This window comes from Tibeticola sediminis (assembly GCF_003843835.1).
Lineage (GTDB): Bacteria > Pseudomonadota > Gammaproteobacteria > Burkholderiales > Burkholderiaceae_C > Tibeticola > Tibeticola sediminis.
This window is the reverse complement of the sequence record NZ_RKQL01000001.1, coordinates 901,601-920,047: the sequence shown is the minus strand read 5'-3', so window position 1 is coordinate 920,047 and position 18,447 is coordinate 901,601. Positions and strand designations below refer to the sequence as shown.

Below are 18,447 nucleotides of genomic sequence, written 5' to 3'. Positions count from 1 at the left end.
CGGGATTGATGCACCAGTGGATTTATCTGTACCGGCAGTGGCTGCGCCGGGAGGTTCAGGGGCGTTACCGCGGGTCCATGTTGGGCGTGGCCTGGACCTTGCTACAGCCGGTTTTGCAATTGATGGTCTTTACGCTCGTGTTCTACCGGTTCATGGGCGTTCGATGGCCCAGCGCAGCCGCGGCAGGCGCCGAGTACTATGGTTTGCAGGTGTTCATAGGCCTCGCGGTATTCAACTTCGTGGCCGAGGTGCTCAACCGGTCACCGCAATCGATCCTCGGGCAGCCCAATCTCGTCACCAAGGTGCGGTTCCCTCTGGTGTTGCTGCCGGCGGTGACCGTTGGCGCCGCCGGCGTGCAGGCGATTTTGAGCTTGAGCTTGGCCATGTTCGCTGCCCTCGTTTGGGGCAGCGTCGCATGGGCGTGGCTGAGCGTGCCGGCCGTGCTGGTGATTCTGGCTGGGTATGCGCTCGGTTTGGCCTGGTGGCTGGCCGCGCTCGGAGTGTATGTGCGCGATACCGCGCAGATCACGCCCGCGGTGACCTCGGTGCTCATGTTCATCGCGCCGGTGTTTTATCCGGGCAGTGTCTTCCCGGATTCCTGGAACTGGCTGGCCTGGGCCAATCCGGTAGCCTGGGCCATGGAGGCGCTGCGCGCAGCGCTGATGCAAGGGCAGCCACCCGACCCATCCCTGCTCGTCGGCCACGGTCTTGCAGCGGCTGGCTCAGCGGTCTTGGGTTACCTCTGGTTCCACCGCTTGCAGGAAGGCTTTGCCGATGTGCTCTGACTGGGTGATCGAGGCCGAACAACTCGGTAAGTGCTACCGGCGATACCGGCACCCGATCGAGCGGCTGCGCGAGGCGCTGTGGCCTCGCGGTAAGACCGCCGCGCAGGAATTTTGGTCGCTGCGCGACGTGACGTTTCGGCTCGGGCGAGGGCAGGCGATGGGCATCATCGGCCTCAACGGTGCGGGCAAGTCGACCTTGCTGCAGTTGATCGCGGGCACGCTCACGCCGAGTACCGGCCGGGTGCGCACCCAGGGCCGCATCGCGGCCTTGCTCGAGTTGGGCTCGGGCTTCAACCCGGAATTCACCGGGCGAGAAAACATCTTTCTGAATGCGGCGACCCTGGGCCTCAGCGAGCGGGAAATCTCCGAGCGGCTCGATGCCATCATCGATTTTTCGGGCATCGGTCATCACATCGACCAGCCCGTCAAAACCTACTCGAGCGGCATGTATGTGCGGCTGGCTTTTTCGATTGCCACGAGCGTCGAGCCCGACATCCTCATCGTCGACGAAGCGCTTTCGGTCGGCGACGGGGCGTTCGCACGCAAGTCTTTCGACCGCATCATGGAAATCCGCCAACGGGGTGCCACCGTCTTGTTTTGCAGCCACGCGCTCTTCCATGTCGAGGTCTTCTGCGACACGGCGATGTGGCTGCATGAAGGCCGGGTGCGTGAGCAAGGCGAGGTGACTCGGGTTTTGGCGCACTATCAAGAGTTTCTCGACCAAGCAGCCGCGCCGCCGGTGGTCGCGCCCCATGCGGCCCATGACCCGACGCAGGCGGGCAACCCGATTCAAGCTCCGGAATCGCTGCAAGGCCAGGCGCGCCTGGTGGCGGTCCGCGTGGCGCTCGACGGGCAGGTCGGGGATGAACTCTACGGCCGCAGCGGGGCATCGACGCTGCGCGTCGAGATCGACTTCGAGTCCGATCCCGCGCTGCCCGCACCGACGGCGGCAGTCGTCCTTTCCTCCGAATCGGGGCGCATTCTGGCGACGCAGTTTTCCCTCGGCAGTGGACGGCCACTGACCCGCGACCGGCAGGGCCGTGCGACGGCTGTTTTCGAGTGCGACCATTTGCCCTTCAACAAAGGTCGGTACCGCGTCGGCGCCTACATCCTGTGCGAACGTGGCATCCACGTCTACCAATGGATCGATCCGGTCGCCCACATCAACCTTCACCGCGACACGCTGGATTTGGGTTTCTTCGTTTGGTCCGGCCGCTGGGGTCCGTAGTTACCGCCCATTCGTCTCGGCGGTGAACCAGGGAGCCAGTCGCTCCCATCGCCGCGCCCACGCATGCTCGGCGCAAAAGCTGGCACGCGCGTGTTCATCGGCGGCGGCTTGGGCCAGCGCACGCAAGGCTGGCGCGCTCGGTTGCGCGTCGAAGAACAGAACCTGATCATTGGGGCCGCGGGCGCTCATGGTGCCAAACCGGGTACTCAAAACGCCGAGTCCCGCCGCGCGGTACTCGTAAAACTTGACCGGATCGACATGGCGCGTCAATGCGTTGTCCAGGAAAGGGATGAGTCCGATGTCCGCCTCCAGAAAGACGGCATCGAGCGCTTGATGGGCCAACGGACCGAGCCGTTGAACGTTGGACGGTAAGGCACAGGGCGGCGCTTGGTGGCAGGGACCGATCAAGCGGATCGGCGAAGCTGGGAAACGCCGGGCCAGAGCCAGCACGGCTTCCCAATCGAACCAGGGCGCGATCACGCCGACATAGACGAATCGCGGCGGCCCGTTCGGTGATGGCAGGCGCCTCGTGGTCATGCCGGGGTCGGGCGGCACCAGGCCATTCGAAATCACGCAGGCCCGCGTGTCTGGGGGGTCGATCCCCAGGCGCGTGAGCAGCGACGGTGCCGACGCGACCACCTGGTCGCAGCATGCCGCCAGCTGGGTTTCGCACTGGGACAACCATTGCCTCGATCGCCCGCTGCTGAACTCCGGGATGGCATCCATCACGTCGAACAAGCTGGGGCGGTCGGCATAACGGCGCTGCAGCGCCAGCGCCAGTGCGCAGGGTTTCCCAAACGCGAGCCAGGTTTGTCCATCCACCCAGGCGTCGAGTTGCCGCAACACCCGGGTCTGGAGCCGTTCGTTGATCGCACGGCCCGCAGACCAAGGCTCGAAGGGTAGGGCCGGCACGCGCAAGCGCTGGATCCAGGCGTCTTGGGTCCAAGCGTCCGCCAAGGCGGCTTTCCGCCCCGCCCCGAGACGCAGTCTCGACAGATCCGACCATCGTGGCAGGCGCGCCGGCGGCGGTTCGATCCACAAAACCTGCGCTCCAAAGCGCTCATGCACCCAGCGCACGAAGTGATGAGGCCGCTGGGCGAAACTCGCCAGGGGTACCGGTGAGAGGTAGAGCAGTTTCATCGGCGCTCGCTGGCACGCAGGTCGCCCAGCAGGCGCGTCACGATGCGTTCGGCGGCGTGGCCATCTCCAAACGGCGAGCCCGCACTGGCCATCCGCGCGTAGAGCGCGTCATCCTCCAGCAAGGCCCGGGTCCCCTCCACGATCGCCTCGGTCATCGTGCCAACCAAGCGATTGGCGCCGATCGCGACCGCTTCGGGGCGTTCGGTTTCGTCCCGCAGCACGAGCACCGGCACCCCGAGTGCGGGGGCTTCCTCTTGGATCCCGCCAGAATCGCACAAAATCAACCGCGCCCCTCTCATCAGCCAGCAAAAATGGCCATAAGGCACGGGTTCGATCAAGCGGATGTTGGCGAATCCGCTCAGAAAACGCTGCACCGCTCCGCGTACCGAGGGGTTGGGATGCACCGGCAGAATCCAATCGATTTCGGGGTATCGCGCTGCCAGGGCGCGCAAGGCATCGGTAATCCGGATCAGCGCGTCGCCGTGGTTTTCCCGGCGGTGGACCGTCACCAAAACGTAGGGACGCCCCTCGTCCCCAGGCAAGTCGGCCGGGCGGGGCATCGCCAAGACCTCGAGCAAGGCATCGATCACCGTATTTCCCGTCACCTCGATGTGGGCCGCGGGATGGCCTTCGCGCAGCAAGGCCGTCCGCGCGCCTTCGGTGGGCGCGAAATGCCAGCGTGCCACTTGCGCCGTGAGTCGGCGATTCATTTCCTCCGGAAACGGCAGCAGTGGGTTTTGGGTGCGCAGCCCCGCTTCGACATGCGCAAACGGAATACGCCGGAAGAAACTCGCCAGCGAGCCTGCGAGCACACTCACCGTATCGCCCTGACCCAAGACCGCATCGGGTTGCGCCGCTTCGAGCCAAGCGTCCAATCCCGCCAGCGCCCGCGCCGTCAGCGCCCCGAGCGACTGGTGTTCGCGCATGACCTGCACGTCATGCACGGCGTGCAGCCCGAACAAGTCCAAAATCGGTTGCACCAGGTCGCGATGCTGTCCGGTCAGCACCAAGCTGCAACGGGCGTCGGGCACGGCCTCGATGGCTCGAATCACCGGAGCCATCTTGATCGCCTCGGGCCGGGTGCCGACCAAAACCGCCAGGTGCCAGCGCTTCATTCCGACGACTCCAGCACTTCGGCGGCGCTTGCACGATAGCGGTGCGGCTCCCAGCGCCCCCATTTTTCCTCATAGAGCCGCCGGTTGCGCTCGAAGATCTCCTGTTTGCGCCGTGCCCCTTCCTGGTCGAAGCTGGCGGAGAGCTCATGGTAGACGAACACATCTTCGGCGCATCCGATCGCATAGCCCGCCGCTTGCAATCGGCGGCAATAGTCGTCGTCCTCGAAGAAGCCGGGAAAAAACCGCTCATCCATCGGCCCGATCTGCGCCCACACCCGGCGCGGCAGCATCACGCAGAAAAAGGCCGCGGTTTGCAAACGCATCCATTGTCCGGCGTGCGCCCGGGTGTAGGCCCGCGCTGCCGCCAACACGGCCTCAGGCCCGTCGCCCGGCAATTCCACCCGTGCCTCATTCCCGATGTTGTTCGTCACCGGGCAGAGCAAGCCCAGCTGCGGTTCGCGCTCGAAGTGTCGCCGCAGGCCTCGCGCCCAGCCCGGTGTGACGATGGTGTCGTTGTTGAGCACCACCAGGTAATCCCCCGTCGCATGGGCCATGCCCGCATTGACGCCACCCGCGAAGCCGAGGTTTTCGGCTTGGATGATCGCTCGACGCCGCTCGGGATCCTGGGCTTGCCAACGCGCCAAGCCCTCCGCGGTCTCATCGCGCGAAGCGTTGTCGACCGCAATCACTTGCAGCGGCACACCGTCGGCGCAGGCTTCCAAGCTCTCGAGGCAGCGCTGCGTCAGTCGCCACTGGTTGTAGCAGACCACCACCACGCTCACGCTCGGCTCGGGCAGAGCCTGCAGCGCCGCCTGCAGCGTTCGTGCCCGCGCGTCCCAGGTCTGTTGCTGGGCGTAGGCCATGCGCCGCGCCGCAGCCTCGGCCGCTTGCCGCTTGTCGGCAGACTCGGCGAGCGCGGCGCGGATCGCGCGCTCGAAGCCGTCGACATCACGCGCCAGCGCCACCAGCCCCTCGGCCGCGAGCGGGCTCAGTTCCGGCAGATCGGTCGCGACCACGGGCTTACCGGCGCTCAGGTATTCATAGACCTTGACGGGATTGGTTGCCATGGTCAGCGGCGTGCGTTGGAACGGGATGAGGCATACATCAAATGTGGCCAACCACCGCGGCAGTTCGGCGTAGGCGACTTCGCCGGGCAGGCGTACATGGGCATGATGCGCCAACGCCCGGCCCGCACCCGCGGTGTCGTCGCCCACCAGCACCCAATCGACGTCCGGGAACCGGCCGGCCAGCGCGTCGACCAGCGCCAGGTCGAACCAGCCTGCAATCGCCCCGTAATAGCCCACGATCGGCTGCGGCTTGGGCGGCAGGGCCATGGTCTCGGGTCGCGCGGCTTGCCGAAAGTGGGCGTCATCGGCCGCATTGCGCACCATCGCCACGGCGCGCGCGTGCGGCCGCGCCCAAGCCTCGAGAAAGTCCGAAGTCACGATCGTCAGGTCGCTTTGCGCCAGCAGTTCCAGTTCCCGGGCCTCATGGGCCGGGGCCGTGTTGTCGAAGCCCGCGTGGTGATCCATGCAGTCGTAGACCAGCAAGGCATCGCCAAAGCCGCGGGCCAGTTCCAGCCAGAACGGGTGCTGCACCACGCACACGGCGGAGTCGATACCCGCGTTCTGCCAAAGCTGCGCCAGGCCGGCGCGCAACTGGGCCAAGGCTTGGACGTCGGGAATGTGCTCGTAAATATTGGGGATCGTCGCCGCATGCAGCGCGATCTGGTACACCGCAGCCGCACCATCGATGCACTCGACCGCATACCCCACGTCGGCCTGCGGGAGCAGATGAGGCGTGAGGTAGAACACCCGCCCCCCGGTTTGACGCGCCAGCGCCAGTGCCAATTGCTGCGGCCGTTGGTGGCGAAAGTGCCAGTCGATCACGCCGAAAAACACCCAGTCACGAATACCCGGCTTGGCGGCGGGGCCGAGATAAGTCGACGTCCTTGCTTTATGCCAGCCTGCGGCTGCGGGTCCTGCCTGCCAGCGACGGCGCTGCTGCTGCAGCCAGCGTTTCCAACTCGGGGGCAATGGGAGGCGGTGATAGAGTTCGCGAAGCATCACGATTTTGCGACGAGCGTCGCCGACAAAAACCACAAAGTGTAGTTCCAGCCCAGCAACGGGGCCGGAACAGCCGGCGCTGGCTGCACACAACGACTTCTGCCCTTCATGCTAGACCGCTCCCCCGAACCAGCGCTGACCCACCCCGCTCACCAAGCCGCTTTGGAGCCGCGAGCGCTCGGCCGTGTCCTGTGCGTCGCCCCCCACCCCGATGACGAGGTGCTCGGCGCGGGCGGCTTGCTCGCGCAGCTGGCCGACGCCGGGCTCGACCCGAAGGTGCTGCTGCTCACCCATGGCGAGGCGCAGGACGAACCCTCTTTGGGGCCGCCGCAACACGCCGGTGGCCGCGTGCAGGAGTCGGCCGCGGCGGCCGCACGGCTCGGCTACGCCCCACCGATCACGCTGTCGGGGTTCCCAGATGGTGGCTTGCGCCATTCCCCCGCGCTGATCGACGCTCTGGCTCGTGCTTACGCCGAACACGCCAGCCAGACGGTGCTCCTCCCCGCCCTCAGCGAACCCCACCCGGACCATCAAGCCGTGGCGCTCGCCGGACTCGCTGCCGTGTTGCAGCGGCTCGAGGCGGGGCAGGGCATCGAGCGCGTGCTGTTTTACGAGGTCGGCTCACCTACGATTCCCAACGTTTGGGTCGATATCTCAGCGGTTGCCGAGCGCAAATGGGCAGCCATCGAGGCCTTCGGCTCGCAATTGCGCGTGCAGCCCTATCTCGAACAGGCCCAGGCGCTTGCCCGCGTGCGCGCGTTCGGACATACGGGCTGCGCCGCGGCCGAGGCGTTCTTTTCCGTGGATGCGACCGCTTTACGGCAGCAAGGACCGGCTGCAGCCGCATGGTTTGCCCAGCGCCGCGCGCATGCGCTTGCGCTGCAACCGGCCGACCTGCCGCGCGTCGCCGTCCTGATCCGCAGCATGGACCGCGACTGCCTCGCCGACGCGCTCGCCAGCGTCGCGGCGCAGACCTATCCCAACGTCGAAGTGTGGGTGCTCAATGCCAGCGGCCGCCGCCACCGGCCACTGCCGCTGCCCGATTCAGCGCTGGTCTGTCACCTCATCGAGCCGACAGAGGCCGAAACCGAGGACGCCTGCGCCTCGCAGAGCCCTGCGCTCGGCCGGGCACAGGCGGCGAACCGGTTGATGGAAGCGGCCGACGCGCCGCTGGCGATCTTTCTCGACGATGACGATCTGCTGTTCCCCGAGCATCTCGAACGCTTGGTCGCAGCGCTCGAGCGCGCGCCACAGGCCGTTGCTGCTTACGCCGGCGTGCGCGTCGTCGACGCGGCGGGCCAGACCATCCGCGAGTACGACCTGCCTTGGGCACCCCAGCGGCTCAGGGGCATCAACTTCCTTCCCATCCACGGCGTGCTGTTCCGACGCGACGCGGCGCGGCGCGCGCAGGTCCGCTTCGATGAAACCCTGCCCGTGCTCGAAGATTGGCACTTCTGGTGCCAGCTCGCCGCGATCGGCCCCTTCGAGCATGTGCCCGGCATCAGTGCGCTCTACCGCCAGGGCCAGGGACATTCGCAGCTGGCCAATCCCGCGCACCCGCAACATTGGGCCGTCTGGCATCGCCGCATCCTCGAGCGCGAGCTCTTCCGATGGTCCGCCGCGCAGGCGGCAGACATCCTGGTCTGGCATGCCGTCGCGTTGGATGCGCGCGAGACCGCCTGGCAGGCGACCCAGGGCCAACTGCGAGCGACCCAAGCCCGGCTGCACGACACCGAGGCCCGGCTGCGCGCCGCTGAGGTTGAGCTGACCCTGATTCATCGCTCGCGTATTTGGCGTTGGACCCGCCCCTTGCGAGTGCTTGCCCGAGCCTTGCGTGGCGACTGAAATGAAAGCAGTGGATATACGGCCCATGGCCCTTCATGACATTGAGTCTGGGTGCTCTCTTTTCCATGCGGTCTTTGGCCAACCCCGCAGCCCGGGCGAGTGGCTCTGGAAGTTTGCCGAGGCTCCCGTCCTCGCATCGACCAATCTGGTCGGCGTGGGTTCGAACGGCCAGTTGGTGGCGCATGTGGGCGCGCAGATGTTCGAGGGCCGTTGGGGCGACCAATCCCTGCGCTGGGTTCAAGTTTGCGACGTCATGGTGCATCCCCAGGTGCGTGGCGATTTGGGCCCGGGCAACCTCTACCGCAAGCTCATGCGTGCGCTCGATGACACGCTCCAGCACCTCGGCCCTGCATCGTGGCCGATGTTTATTTACGGCTTCCCGGGCATACGCCCCGCGCGTCTGGGGGAGCGCATGGGTCTCTACCGGCGGCTCTACACCTGTGCGGCGCAGCAAGGCGGCGACCCTCCGCGCGGGCTGCTCGCGCGCTGGCGCGCCACCCAGGGTTGGCGTGCGCAGGCCGTGCCGTGGTCTACTTTGCGCGATCCAGGTTTGGCCGCGTTCTGGCGCCGCGCCGCGGCGCCATCGGTTGCCGGCATCGGCCTGCTCAAAACCGCCGCCTACCTCGATTGGCGCTACGCTCGTCATCCCACGCAGCGCTACCGCCTTTGGCTGCTGCGCCGCACCTGGGCATCGCCCCAGGGCTGGCTGGTCACGCGCGAAGCCGGCTCACCTGAGGTGATCGACGCCAGTCTGCCCGCAGACCTTCCGCTGCGGCAGGCACTGGCCGCTTTGGCTGCGGCCAGCCGAACCGGCGGCTGGTGCTGCTGGCTGCCGGGGGATTTTCCGATGGTCGCGACTCCGATCATCGCGGTGGAGATCAGCGGCACAGGACGTTTCCACCCCGACTGGCCGCTGCCCCGGTTTCAGCCGGGCGATACCGACGTCTTTTGAGCCGCGCGCCGCTGCGCCCACCGTCGGCCCCAGCGACGAGCCGGCGCCTCGACCGCCCGATGCAGCCCCTCAGCACTCAAAAACAGGAGCACCAAACCCAGCAATAGCGCTGGCCAAGCTCCCAAAACTTTCTGAAAAAAGACCGCCACCGGCAGCCACGCCATGTGCAACAGATAAACCCCATAGCTCAGCCGGCCCGACCACCATCCCAACCCGCGCATCCAGGGGCTTGCGGGAACGGCCCATGCCGTACCCGCAAGCCACAGCGCAAAGGCTGCCGCCGTCACGCCGCCGAGCTGACCATTCTTCCAATCGTGCCCGCCGGCCCAGCGCTCGAGCACAGGGTACAACAGCACCGTGGCCACGCCCAGCGCCACGCCCAGCACGGCTGCGAACCGTCGTGCCCCAGGCTCCGCCTGCCGCCCCCAATGCCAGGCCCATGCGCCCAACAGGAACTCCACCGCCATACCCGGCAGGTGGTGCAGCGCAAGATAGGCCAGGTTCTGCGCAGTCCCGTCTGCCGCCCTCATCAAACCGATCCGCAGCGCGATCGCCACCGCCAGCATCGCGGCGAACCCCCGCAGCCCCCAGCGCGCGCACACCCAGGCCAAGACCGGCAGCAGCGCGTAGTACTCCAGCTCCGCGGGCAGGCTCCAAAACGCCGGGTTGTAGTAAAAGGCCATCTCCCGGCTTTGCAGATGCGCCAGCACCACATGCTGCGGCAGGTACAGCAGCGGCTTTCCGGCAGCGGCAGCCAAGGCGACATAGACCGCCAGCGCCGCCCAATACGCCGGCAGCAGCCGCATCGCACGCCGCACGGCATAAGGCAGCAGCGGCCCCACGCCACCCCACAGGCTCGGCGCGAACACAAAGCCGCTCAGTACAAAAAACAAATCCACGCCCACGAAGGCATAGCGGCCAAGGTTCGGCTCGAAGCCCAATGGCACCGCCCAATGCGCCCAAACCACCAGCAGCGCCGCCGCGCCACGCCAGGCCTCGACCGACCAGATCATGTCGGGTTCTCCGCCTGCGCCAAACGCCTCAAGGCCGCGGCTTGGCGCACGCGCCAAAGCTCGCCCTCGCGCAGCACCACGCCGTCTTGCTGCAGCCGCTGTAACACGCGGGTGACCGTCTCGCGGGTCGTGTTGAGCCGCCAGCCCAACTCGGCGTGCGTGGGCAGCCGCAAGCTCCCGTCCGGCTCCATCAGATGCAAGAGGCTCGCGCAGACCCGCGCGCTCACCGGGTGCACCGCCAAGAACTTTTGCCACGCCGCCATGTCGTTGACTTGCTGCGCCAGCCAGCGCGCCGCGCGCCAAGCCATTTCTGGCATCTGCAGCAGTTCCAGGGCCAAGGACTGTTGCAAAACCGCAACAGTGGCGGGCCCCTGGCTCGCCACCCAGCGCATCGGCAAGCGGCGTTCCGCTAACAACTGCGCCAAGCCCAGCACCTCACCGGCCGACGCGGAGACCAACGGCGCTTCCCGCCCATCCAAGGTGCGCTCCAAGGCCTGCACGCTCCCCTGAACCACCAGTCCGAACCCGGTGAACGCGCTCCCATCGGGCGGCAGAACCTCGCGGCGCCGCAGGCTCCACAATTCCATGCGGCTCGCGGCGAAACTCAACGCGGCTTCGGGCGCCTGGGCAAAGAAAGCGCTGGCCTGCAAAACCAGGGGCGATACCGGCAAATCCTCTCCTCTCTTCGGGCGGGGCTTCGTAAAATGAGATCGTCTCAAACGGACGCAGCGGGCATTTTGCCTTGCGTCGATCGACCAGGAGCCACCCATGTGGACCCAGATACGCCAGCTGACCTCGCTCATGTTCGCCCTCGTGCTCGGTGCGCTACACGCCCACGCCTGGGCGCAGCCGCCAGCGCTGGTCTCGCCGGTCGCGCGTGTGGCGCTCGCCGTCGGCGAAGCGCAACGCATCGACGCGCGCGGCCGTATCCAGCCCATTGCGCTCGGCACGGAACTGGCCGAGCAAGACCGCATCGTCACCGGCAAGGACGCCATGCTGATGCTCGTGTTCAGCGACCAGGCGCGGCTTGCGGTGCGGCCCGAAACCGAACTCGTCATCCGCAGCTACCGCATCGACCCCTCGGGCGCAGACACCCGCATCCAACTCGACCTCGTGCGTGGCGCCATGCGGCAAATCTCGGGGCAGGGCGCGCATCTGCAGCCCGAACGGTACCGGCTCAACACCCCCATCGCGGTCATCGGGGTGCGCGGCACCGACTTCTTGGCCAAGGTCGGCAGCAGCGGGGTCGAGACCTATGTTCATGAGGGCATGATCGTCGTGCTCCCCTCGGGTGGGGCGGAGGATGCGGCCAGTCCCCTGGCTACCTTGAGCGCCGGCAACGCGGCGCAATACCTCATCGTTCACCCCGGCGGGCAGATCGAGCGACGCAGCGTCTCTCCGGCCGACATCGAAGCGATTTTCGGCATTCGGCTGATGGCCGCCAGCGCCACGCGGGGCGCAGACACGGCCCGCAACGGTGCAGCAGGCCCGTATGACTCTGCGCTGGCAGCGCTCGAGAGCAATCGCAGCGCTTCACTGCCTCAGTCCTCTCCTGCCGCTGCGCCCGAAGCAACGCCCGCCGTCCCGCTGCCGCAGCATCTCGTCTGGGGCCGCTTTTCGGGCGCGGCGGATCTGCCCTGGCGGCTGGCGGTCGATTACGCCACCGCGGCGGCGGGGCGCCATCCCACGGTCGGGGAACTCGGCCAATTCGCGCTCTTCCGTGACGATCCGCGGGACAGCCTGGACCGCAATCTTCGCGGCCAAGCCGACTTCGCGCTGGCGGCATCCGACGCCCTGCTCATCCAGGCCACGCAAGCCAGCCCCGTGCAGGTCAGCGCCCCCGCGCTCTCGCTCGACTTCGACCGCATGCGCTTTGCCACCCAGTTGACGCTCAGCGCCAGCGGTCAGCCGCCGCAAACCCTCGCCGCCAGCGGCAGCGTCAACAGCGACGGCATCCTGCTCTCGGTCGGGCCGCAACAGCGCGTCGCCGGTGCGCTCACCGCCAACGGGCGCGAGGCCGGTTACTTCTTCAACCTCCAATCCGCCGCCGGCCTGTACCAGGGCATGACGCTCTGGACGGCCAAATGAGCGCTGCCGCGCCCGCGCGGTTCGGGCGCGTCTACGCGTCGCTCGCGCTCCTTGCCCTGGCCTTGGCGCTTGCCGCAGGGATCACGCCACTGCCCGCCAGCCGCGCAGTCGACCGCCTCTGGCAAGACCAGCTCATCCGGCTGCAAACCCCCGCCTCGGCACCAGAGGAACTCATCCTCATCGACATCGACGAGCGCAGCCTGCAAGAGCTCGGCCCCTGGCCCTGGCCGCGGCCGCTGCTGGCTCAGTTGGCCGAGCGTCTGCGCGCTCTCGGCGTGCGGCTGCAGGTTTGGGACCTGCTGCTGCCCGAACCCGCTGCGGGCGACGCCGCACTGCAGCGCCAGCTTGCCGCCGGCGACATCGTCCTCGGCCAAGCCCTGGTGCTCGACCCCAGCGTGCAGGACCCGCCGCAGCAGGGCCGCCTGCAGCCCGCCGCCGACGCGCCGCCGCTCTGCAGCCAGCACGCCCCTTGGCGCGGTTACCTGGGGCTCGCCGAAAGCCTCGCGCCGCGCGCGGTCGGCCACCTCAGCGCCACGCCCGACCCCGACGGCCGGCTGCGCCGCCTGCCCGCCGTCGTCTGCGGCCCAGCGGCCGCCACCGGCGCGCTCCTGCGCTACCCCCAGCTGGCGCTGGCCGCAGCCGCCGCCAGCCCAGCCGACTCACCCTGGCGCTTGGAGCCGGGTCAGGGCTGGCTCGACGCGCCGCAGTGGCTGCAGCGCGGCCGCTGGCGCTTCGCGCTCGACGCCCAGGGCCAGCTCAGCATTCCCTACCGCCGCCCGCACGATCAATGGCCTGCGCTCAGCGCCCGCCTGCTGCTGCAGCCCGATGCGCCCTTGCCGTCGCTCCAAGGTCGCATCGCACTCGTTGGTGCCACCGCAGTCGGCGTCGGCGACTTCATGCCCACCCCGCTGCACCCGCATGCGCCCGGCGTCAGCATTCATGCCGAGTTGATCGCGCAGGCGCTCCGTCCCGGGGCCTGGCCTGGCGTTGCCTTGCCGAATCCGGGTCTGCTCGCCGCGGCACTCACCTTGTTGGGCGCGCTCGCCCTGGGGCCGTGGTGGCGCGTGGTCGAACTGCCCTACCGTTCCGGCCGCTCGAGGAGGGCGCCGGGGCAGCCCGTCCCGGCCGAGTCCGCCGCGCCCGAACCGGCTCGGCCCGCGCCCGGCGCCGCCGCCCTCATCGGCTCGGCGCTGCTCGCGCTTGCGCTGCCTGCGCTGCTGGGTGCCTGGGCGCGGCTGCAAGCAGGCCTCGCCTTGCCGCTCGCCGCGCCGACGGCGGCCATCCTCAGCCTCTGGCTGGCCCTGCTCGCCACGCAATGGGTGGCGCAGCGTCGGCGGGCGCAGGCGCTCGCGCTCCTGCTCGAAAGTTTCGTCCCGCCGCAGCTCGCGCGCCACATCGCCCATCAGGCCGTCGACAGCGAGAGCCTCGGCCAAGCCTGCCAAGGCAGCCTGCTCGCGCTGCGCATCGACGGGCTCGACGCCTGGGTGGCGCGGGTCGACAGCTTGCAGGCGCTCGCCCTCATTCATGCCTTGCACAGCACGGTTCAGTCCGTGGCGCAGCGCTACGGCGGCACCATGGAGCACGCCCAGGGCGGTGTGCTCTACCTCGGCTGGCCCGGGCGTTCCATGGCCGACGTGGACGCCGCCTTGGCGTGTGCGCGTGCCGTGTACGCGGAACTCACGCCCCTGCTGCGCCAGAACGAACGGCCCGATCGGCCCTTGTCCGCCTACGTCGCGCTCGAAAGCGGCAGCTATCTGCTCGGGCTCGTCGGCGGCCCCCGCAGCCGCCGCAGCGTGCTGCTCGGGCCAGCGGCCAACGACGTCGCCGCCATGCTCGCGCTCGGGCCGGAGCTCGCCGTCGCCATCCTCGTCGGCCCCGCCGCCGCGCAGGCGCTCGAGCTGGGGGGCTCGGCGCCGCCCCTGCACCCGCTCGGCCGCTTCCTGTTGCCCGACCGGCCCGAAGCGCAGCCGCTTTGGTGGTGTACGCCATGAAGCGGCGCGCTCGGGCCGGCGGCCGCCCCTTCAGTCGCCACTTCGGCCGCCTGCGTAACGCTGCGCCCCTGCTGGCCGCTCTGCTCGCCCTGGGCCATGCGCAGGCGCAGCCCACGCCAGAGCCGGTGCCACCCCATTCCACGGCCACACCAACCCCTGAGGCAAGCAGCCCCCTGAGCCCCGAGGCCCAGGCCGCCTGGGAAGAAGCCCAGCAAGCGCTGCAACGGCAGGACTGGGTGCAGGCCGAACTGCTGCTCGAACGCACCCTCATGCTCAGCCCCGAGCATGCCGAAAGCCTCGTGCAGCTCGCCCTCGTCTTGCTGCACCGTGGTCGCATCGAAACCGCGCAAGCCCTCATCGCCGCACTCGAAGCCGACCCCCGCACCCCCCCGGCCCAGCGCGCGCGCCTCGCCCAGTTGCGCACCGCTGCCGCGAGCCCTTTGCCCGCGGCACCGGATGCCCCCGCCCACACCACCGTCCAGCTCGGCCTCGGACGCAGCAGCAACCCCTTGGCCGTCACCAGCGCGCGCGAAATCCGCCTCACCCTGCCCGGCGGCGATCTCGTCGCGGCCTTGAACCAGCGGCCCGAGCCTGCGAGCCTCGCCACGGCGGAAGTCAGCCACCAGGCCGCCAACGGCACCGAATGGGCCGCCCAGCTTCGCCGCAGCAGCCTCGCCGGCACGCCCACAGCCTGGCGGCTCGGCGCGCTCATTCCGCTGGCGCCGGGTGCCCCTGCGCCCGCTGGCAGCCCCTGGGCGCTGCAGCTTGGCGCCCAGTACGGCCTCGACGGCAGCGGCCGCAGCAGCCTGCAGCTCGCCCACCGCTGCGGCCTGGGCGCCAACGGCGGCAGCGCTTGGCTCTGCGGCGTCGGCGTGTTCGAAGAAAACACCGGGCGCCGCGGCTGGCTTGCCCGCGCCGTCGTGGCGCGCAGCGATGCCTTGCCCACCGCGTCCGCGCAGTCGGTGGCGGCGCTCGGCTGGGTCGAGGCCGAAATCGTCCGCCACAGCGCGCAGCCCGACCTGCTGCGCCTGGGCGCCCAGCTCTCCTGGCAACCCGCACCCGCATGGCAGGCGACCGCCGCGCTGCAATGGCAGGGCGATGCCTCCGGCTACAGCCCCTTGCTGGCTGAGGGCGCGCCGCGCCGCCTGCTCACGAGCCAAGTTGCGCTGCGGTGGCACTTGCCGCTCGCCACGGCCGGGGGGCGCTGGACGCTGCAACTTGCCACCGCTCAGCGCCGCGCCAACCTGCCGCTTTTTGCCTGGCGCGAGCACAACGCGCAACTGCTGTGGCAGCGCACGCTGCGCCACTGAACCGGCTGCGTTTCCGACACTTTTTTGGGTCGCTGCGGTCAGTCCCTGTTCCAGCAGGCGTCGGAGAGGGCGGCGGTCAGGGGTAGCCGGGGGCATCGGGTCGGGTACCTCCATCCACCCGAGTGTCTGCTTTGCACCACACTTTGCGCGCGGTTCCTGTGACGCCCGTCACATGCTAGGGCTGGACTTGGATCAATGCCCGCATACAATGGGTGCGTCCCCATGCGGCCGTCTAGCCGCGGCGGGGTCGATTCCTCCCTTTCCATTTCAGGAGTGCAACCCATGGCTATGACCATTCAGCAACAAACCGATGCCTATCGGTTCTTTGCCATCGCTTTTGGTGCCGCCCCCGGCGTCACCTACATGAACCAAATCGCCGACGCCTACGCGGCCGGCATGACGACCAAGCAAATCGTCAACGTCTACACCACCAAGCCGCAGTTCACCTCGGTGTATCCCAACTTCTACACGAACGCGCAGTTCGCGAACGCCTTGATCGAAAACGTCGTTGGCACCTCCGCCAGCGCCGCCGCCAAGGCGCAAGCCAAGGCCGACGTCGAGGCTGCCCTCAATATCGGCTGGACTCGTGGCGACGTGATCTACCAAATCTTCACCAACCTGGCCAACAAGCCCTTGACGGATCCCGACTGGGGCAACACCGCCAAGCTGCTGGCCAACCAAGTGGCCGTTGCGCGGTACTACACCGAAGTCAAGCTTGGCGACACCACTGACCTGGCCGTCCTTAAGTCGGTCATCGCCGGCGTGACGCCGACGACCGACGTGTCGACGCCGGCGGCGCTGGACGCGGTGTTGGCCGGTGTGGCGACGGGGCAGACGTTTACGCTCACTACCGGTCTGGATAACGTCCCCGGTACCAGTGGCAACGATACGATTAACGGCACTCATAGCACGCTGACCCTGGGCGACGTGATCGACGGTGGCAACGGCAACGACACTCTATACATCGGTGACACCGGTACGGGCGCCAATTTTAACCTCGCCACCATCAAAAACGTCGAAAACCTCATCTACCAGGCCGCCACCGGCGCAGCCAGTACCCTGAACCTGGCAGGCCTCAGCGGTCTGCAATCGGTCACGTACCAGGACCTCAACAGCACGGCCCAAAATGTGACCATCAACACCAAGGGCAACGCCACGTCGGTGACGGTCAAGAATGCCGCTAGTGTTACGGTAAGCGATGCCGCTACCACCGACACGCTCGCCTCGGTCTCCATCGATGGCAATTCCGGCGCCGCAACCATCACGTCGGATGCGCTGACCAGCCTGTCGCTGGCCAATACCAACCAAAACGCCACTGTTACCGCCGCGGCGGGTACGCGCACGCTGAATGTGACGGTGAACAACGTCACGGGTGGGGCCGCCATTCAGGACAACACCGCAACCGCGGTGGCGATTACGGGATCGAGCAAAGCGTCCAGCATCGGCCTGACCGCAGCTGCTGCGACCAGCCTGTCCTTCGCGGGTGACGCGGCCGTGACCCTGACCGCCGCTCCGGGTTCGGTGACGGGCATCACCTCCACCAACACCGCCGGGGTGACCATCACCACCGCGCTGGGCACCGGCGTGTCCTTCACCGGTGGTGACGGCAAGGACAAGGTCGAAGTCGGCGCCACCACCAAGACCATCGACATGGGCAAGGGCGATGACACGGTCGTCATCACCACCGGCGTGACGGCCTTGGGCAGCGGTGGCAGCCTCAAAGGCGGCGATGGCACCGACACGATTTCCATGGACGCTGATGACGCGGCCACCGCGACCGCAAGCTCCACCTTCGCCAATTCCATCGACGGCTTCGAGCGCCTGGACATCAGCGGTGCCGCCGGTGCGGCAGTGTCGGTCAACCTCGCCAACCTCGACAACATCGCCGATGTGCGGGTGTCGGCGAACATTGGTCAAAACTTGACGCTCGACAACCTGGCCACCAACGGCACGGTGACCTGGACGACAGGGCAGACTGCCGGCACATCCACCACCATCAACGTTGCGGGCGCTGCGAGCAACTCCAGTGACATCATCAACCTGGCCATCTCGAATACGGCAAGCATCAGCGCGCAAACCGTGACCGTCGCCAACGTCGAAACCGTCAACCTCAACACCGACGATTCCGCGGCCACGCCCAGCGGCACCATCGCTCACACCCTGACGCTGGATGCGGCCAACGCCAAGACCCTGAATGTCACGGGTGACGCCGGCGTGACCCTGACCCTCAGCGCCGGCAGCACGGCGCTGGAGACCATCAACACCAGCGGTGTGACCAAGGGGGCGGTTTCCGTCACCACGGTCGGCACAGGCAGCGTCACCCTGACCGGCGGCGATACCAACACCACATTCAATGCCTCTACGGTAGGAGCCACCAAGTCCGCCACTATCGTCACGGGTGCCGGCAACGACACCATCACCGGCGGCGCGGGTGACGACACCATCAACGCAGGCAATGGTACCAACAGCATCACCGGCGGCAGCGGCAAGGACATCATGACCGGCGGCACCGGCGTGGATACCTACGTATACACCGCTGCGACCGATTCCCAAGGCACCAAGGTGGACGTCATCACCAACTTCCAGGTGGGAGCGGGCGGTGATGTGATTGATGTGTCCGCGATTTCCGGCACGGCAGGTCAATTCCTCGGAATCGCGAATGGCTATGGTGCTGTTCTGACTGCATTGGTCAACAATAACAAAACCAACGCTGTGTTCGACAGCTCGACCTCTACGCTCTACATCGACGTTGACGGTGATGCAGCGCTCACAAGCGCCGACATGGCCATCCAGCTCACCGGTGTGACCTCCGGTCTGGTGGCTGGAAACTTCGTGCTCTAACTCCGATTGTCAAGTCGTTTGCGCCTGTCACACGACGCGGGCGCATGCTTGGCATCCGCACCCCGCCCCTCGC

At 67.7% G+C, this 18,447-nt stretch carries 13 protein-coding genes; 8 read left to right on the top strand and 5 right to left on the bottom strand.

Annotation, left to right across the window (positions count from 1 at the left end; genetic code table 11):
* Nucleotides 1-8: 8 nt before the first annotated feature.
* Nucleotides 9-785, top strand: coding sequence for an ABC transporter permease (locus EDC62_RS04265; protein ID WP_124220763.1), 777 nt, complete (start codon nt 9-11; stop codon nt 783-785).
* Entirely contained in the window at nt 775-2,013 is a 1,239-nt protein-coding gene (locus tag EDC62_RS04260; RefSeq protein ID WP_124220761.1) for an ABC transporter ATP-binding protein, read from the top strand. Before EDC62_RS04265 ends, EDC62_RS04260 begins: the two co-directional genes overlap by 11 nt.
* Here EDC62_RS04260 and EDC62_RS04255 read toward each other — a convergent pair whose 3' ends face one another.
* From EDC62_RS04255 to EDC62_RS04245, 3 genes are read right to left on the bottom strand one after another with little or no spacing between them, the layout of a single operon-like run.
* Nucleotides 2,014-3,153, bottom strand: a complete 1,140-nt coding sequence (locus tag EDC62_RS04255) for a glycosyltransferase family protein (RefSeq protein WP_124220758.1) — start codon at nt 3,151-3,153, stop codon at nt 2,014-2,016.
* On the bottom strand, nt 3,150-4,268 hold the full coding sequence (gene wecB, locus EDC62_RS04250) for a non-hydrolyzing UDP-N-acetylglucosamine 2-epimerase (protein WP_124220755.1): 1,119 nt from the start codon (nt 4,266-4,268) through the stop codon (nt 3,150-3,152). The genes EDC62_RS04255 and wecB overlap by 4 nt, the downstream gene beginning before the upstream one ends.
* The gene (locus EDC62_RS04245) at nt 4,265-6,334 is read right to left on the bottom strand and encodes a glycosyltransferase (protein ID WP_124220752.1); all 2,070 of its coding nucleotides are present in this window, start codon (nt 6,332-6,334) and stop codon (nt 4,265-4,267) included. Before EDC62_RS04245 ends, wecB begins: the two co-directional genes overlap by 4 nt.
* A 108-nt stretch (nt 6,335-6,442) precedes the next feature.
* Here EDC62_RS04245 and EDC62_RS04240 point away from each other — a divergent pair, with 108 nt between their 5' ends.
* Together EDC62_RS04240 and EDC62_RS04235 are read left to right on the top strand one after the other, a co-directional pair.
* Nucleotides 6,443-8,179, top strand: coding sequence for a PIG-L family deacetylase (locus EDC62_RS04240; protein ID WP_124220750.1), 1,737 nt, complete (start codon nt 6,443-6,445; stop codon nt 8,177-8,179).
* A gap of 25 nt (nt 8,180-8,204) precedes the next feature.
* Nucleotides 8,205-9,131: a GNAT family N-acetyltransferase gene (locus tag EDC62_RS04235; protein ID WP_170159006.1), complete on the top strand. Its 927-nt coding sequence runs from the start codon at nt 8,205-8,207 to the stop codon at nt 9,129-9,131.
* Here the strand turns inward: EDC62_RS04235 and EDC62_RS04230 are convergent.
* The gene (locus tag EDC62_RS04230) at nt 9,104-10,144 is read right to left on the bottom strand and encodes an acyltransferase family protein (protein ID WP_124220744.1); all 1,041 of its coding nucleotides are present in this window, start codon (nt 10,142-10,144) and stop codon (nt 9,104-9,106) included. The two genes, EDC62_RS04235 and EDC62_RS04230, sit on opposite strands and share 28 nt — an antisense overlap.
* A complete protein-coding gene (locus EDC62_RS12965; protein ID WP_170159005.1) occupies nt 10,141-10,815 on the bottom strand; it encodes a Crp/Fnr family transcriptional regulator in 675 nt (224 codons plus the stop codon). Before EDC62_RS12965 ends, EDC62_RS04230 begins: the two co-directional genes overlap by 4 nt.
* A 97-nt stretch (nt 10,816-10,912) precedes the next feature.
* Between EDC62_RS12965 and EDC62_RS04220 the strand changes: the two genes are divergently transcribed.
* From EDC62_RS04220 to EDC62_RS04205, 4 genes are all read left to right on the top strand, one after another.
* Nucleotides 10,913-12,232: a FecR family protein gene (locus EDC62_RS04220; protein WP_124220739.1), complete on the top strand. Its 1,320-nt coding sequence runs from the start codon at nt 10,913-10,915 to the stop codon at nt 12,230-12,232.
* A complete protein-coding gene (locus tag EDC62_RS04215) occupies nt 12,229-14,223 on the top strand; it encodes a CHASE2 domain-containing protein (protein WP_124220737.1) in 1,995 nt (664 codons plus the stop codon). The genes EDC62_RS04220 and EDC62_RS04215 overlap by 4 nt, the downstream gene beginning before the upstream one ends.
* Complete coding sequence (locus EDC62_RS04210; RefSeq protein ID WP_124220734.1) at nt 14,220-15,533, top strand: YbbN family protein; 1,314 nt, start codon at nt 14,220-14,222, stop codon at nt 15,531-15,533. The genes EDC62_RS04215 and EDC62_RS04210 overlap by 4 nt, the downstream gene beginning before the upstream one ends.
* A gap of 282 nt (nt 15,534-15,815) precedes the next feature.
* A complete protein-coding gene (locus EDC62_RS04205) occupies nt 15,816-18,374 on the top strand; it encodes a beta strand repeat-containing protein (protein WP_124220732.1) in 2,559 nt (852 codons plus the stop codon).
* Nucleotides 18,375-18,447 lie beyond the last annotated feature (73 nt).

Coding starts and splice junctions, on each gene's coding strand:
- EDC62_RS04255 (WP_124220758.1), bottom strand. CDS start 3,153: ATGAAACTGCTCTACCTCTCACCGGTACCCCTGGCGAGTTTCGCCCAG.
- EDC62_RS04245 (WP_124220752.1), bottom strand. CDS start 6,334: ATGCTTCGCGAACTCTATCACCGCCTCCCATTGCCCCCGAGTTGGAAA.
- EDC62_RS04260 (WP_124220761.1), top strand. CDS start 775: ATGTGCTCTGACTGGGTGATCGAGGCCGAACAACTCGGTAAGTGCTAC.
- EDC62_RS04205 (WP_124220732.1), top strand. CDS start 15,816: ATGGCTATGACCATTCAGCAACAAACCGATGCCTATCGGTTCTTTGCC.
- EDC62_RS04240 (WP_124220750.1), top strand. CDS start 6,443: ATGCTAGACCGCTCCCCCGAACCAGCGCTGACCCACCCCGCTCACCAA.
- EDC62_RS04230 (WP_124220744.1), bottom strand. CDS start 10,144: ATGATCTGGTCGGTCGAGGCCTGGCGTGGCGCGGCGGCGCTGCTGGTG.
- EDC62_RS04235 (WP_170159006.1), top strand. CDS start 8,205: ATGGCCCTTCATGACATTGAGTCTGGGTGCTCTCTTTTCCATGCGGTC.
- EDC62_RS04215 (WP_124220737.1), top strand. CDS start 12,229: ATGAGCGCTGCCGCGCCCGCGCGGTTCGGGCGCGTCTACGCGTCGCTC.
- EDC62_RS04220 (WP_124220739.1), top strand. CDS start 10,913: ATGTGGACCCAGATACGCCAGCTGACCTCGCTCATGTTCGCCCTCGTG.
- EDC62_RS04265 (WP_124220763.1), top strand. CDS start 9: ATGCACCAGTGGATTTATCTGTACCGGCAGTGGCTGCGCCGGGAGGTT.
- EDC62_RS04210 (WP_124220734.1), top strand. CDS start 14,220: ATGAAGCGGCGCGCTCGGGCCGGCGGCCGCCCCTTCAGTCGCCACTTC.
- wecB (WP_124220755.1), bottom strand. CDS start 4,268: ATGAAGCGCTGGCACCTGGCGGTTTTGGTCGGCACCCGGCCCGAGGCG.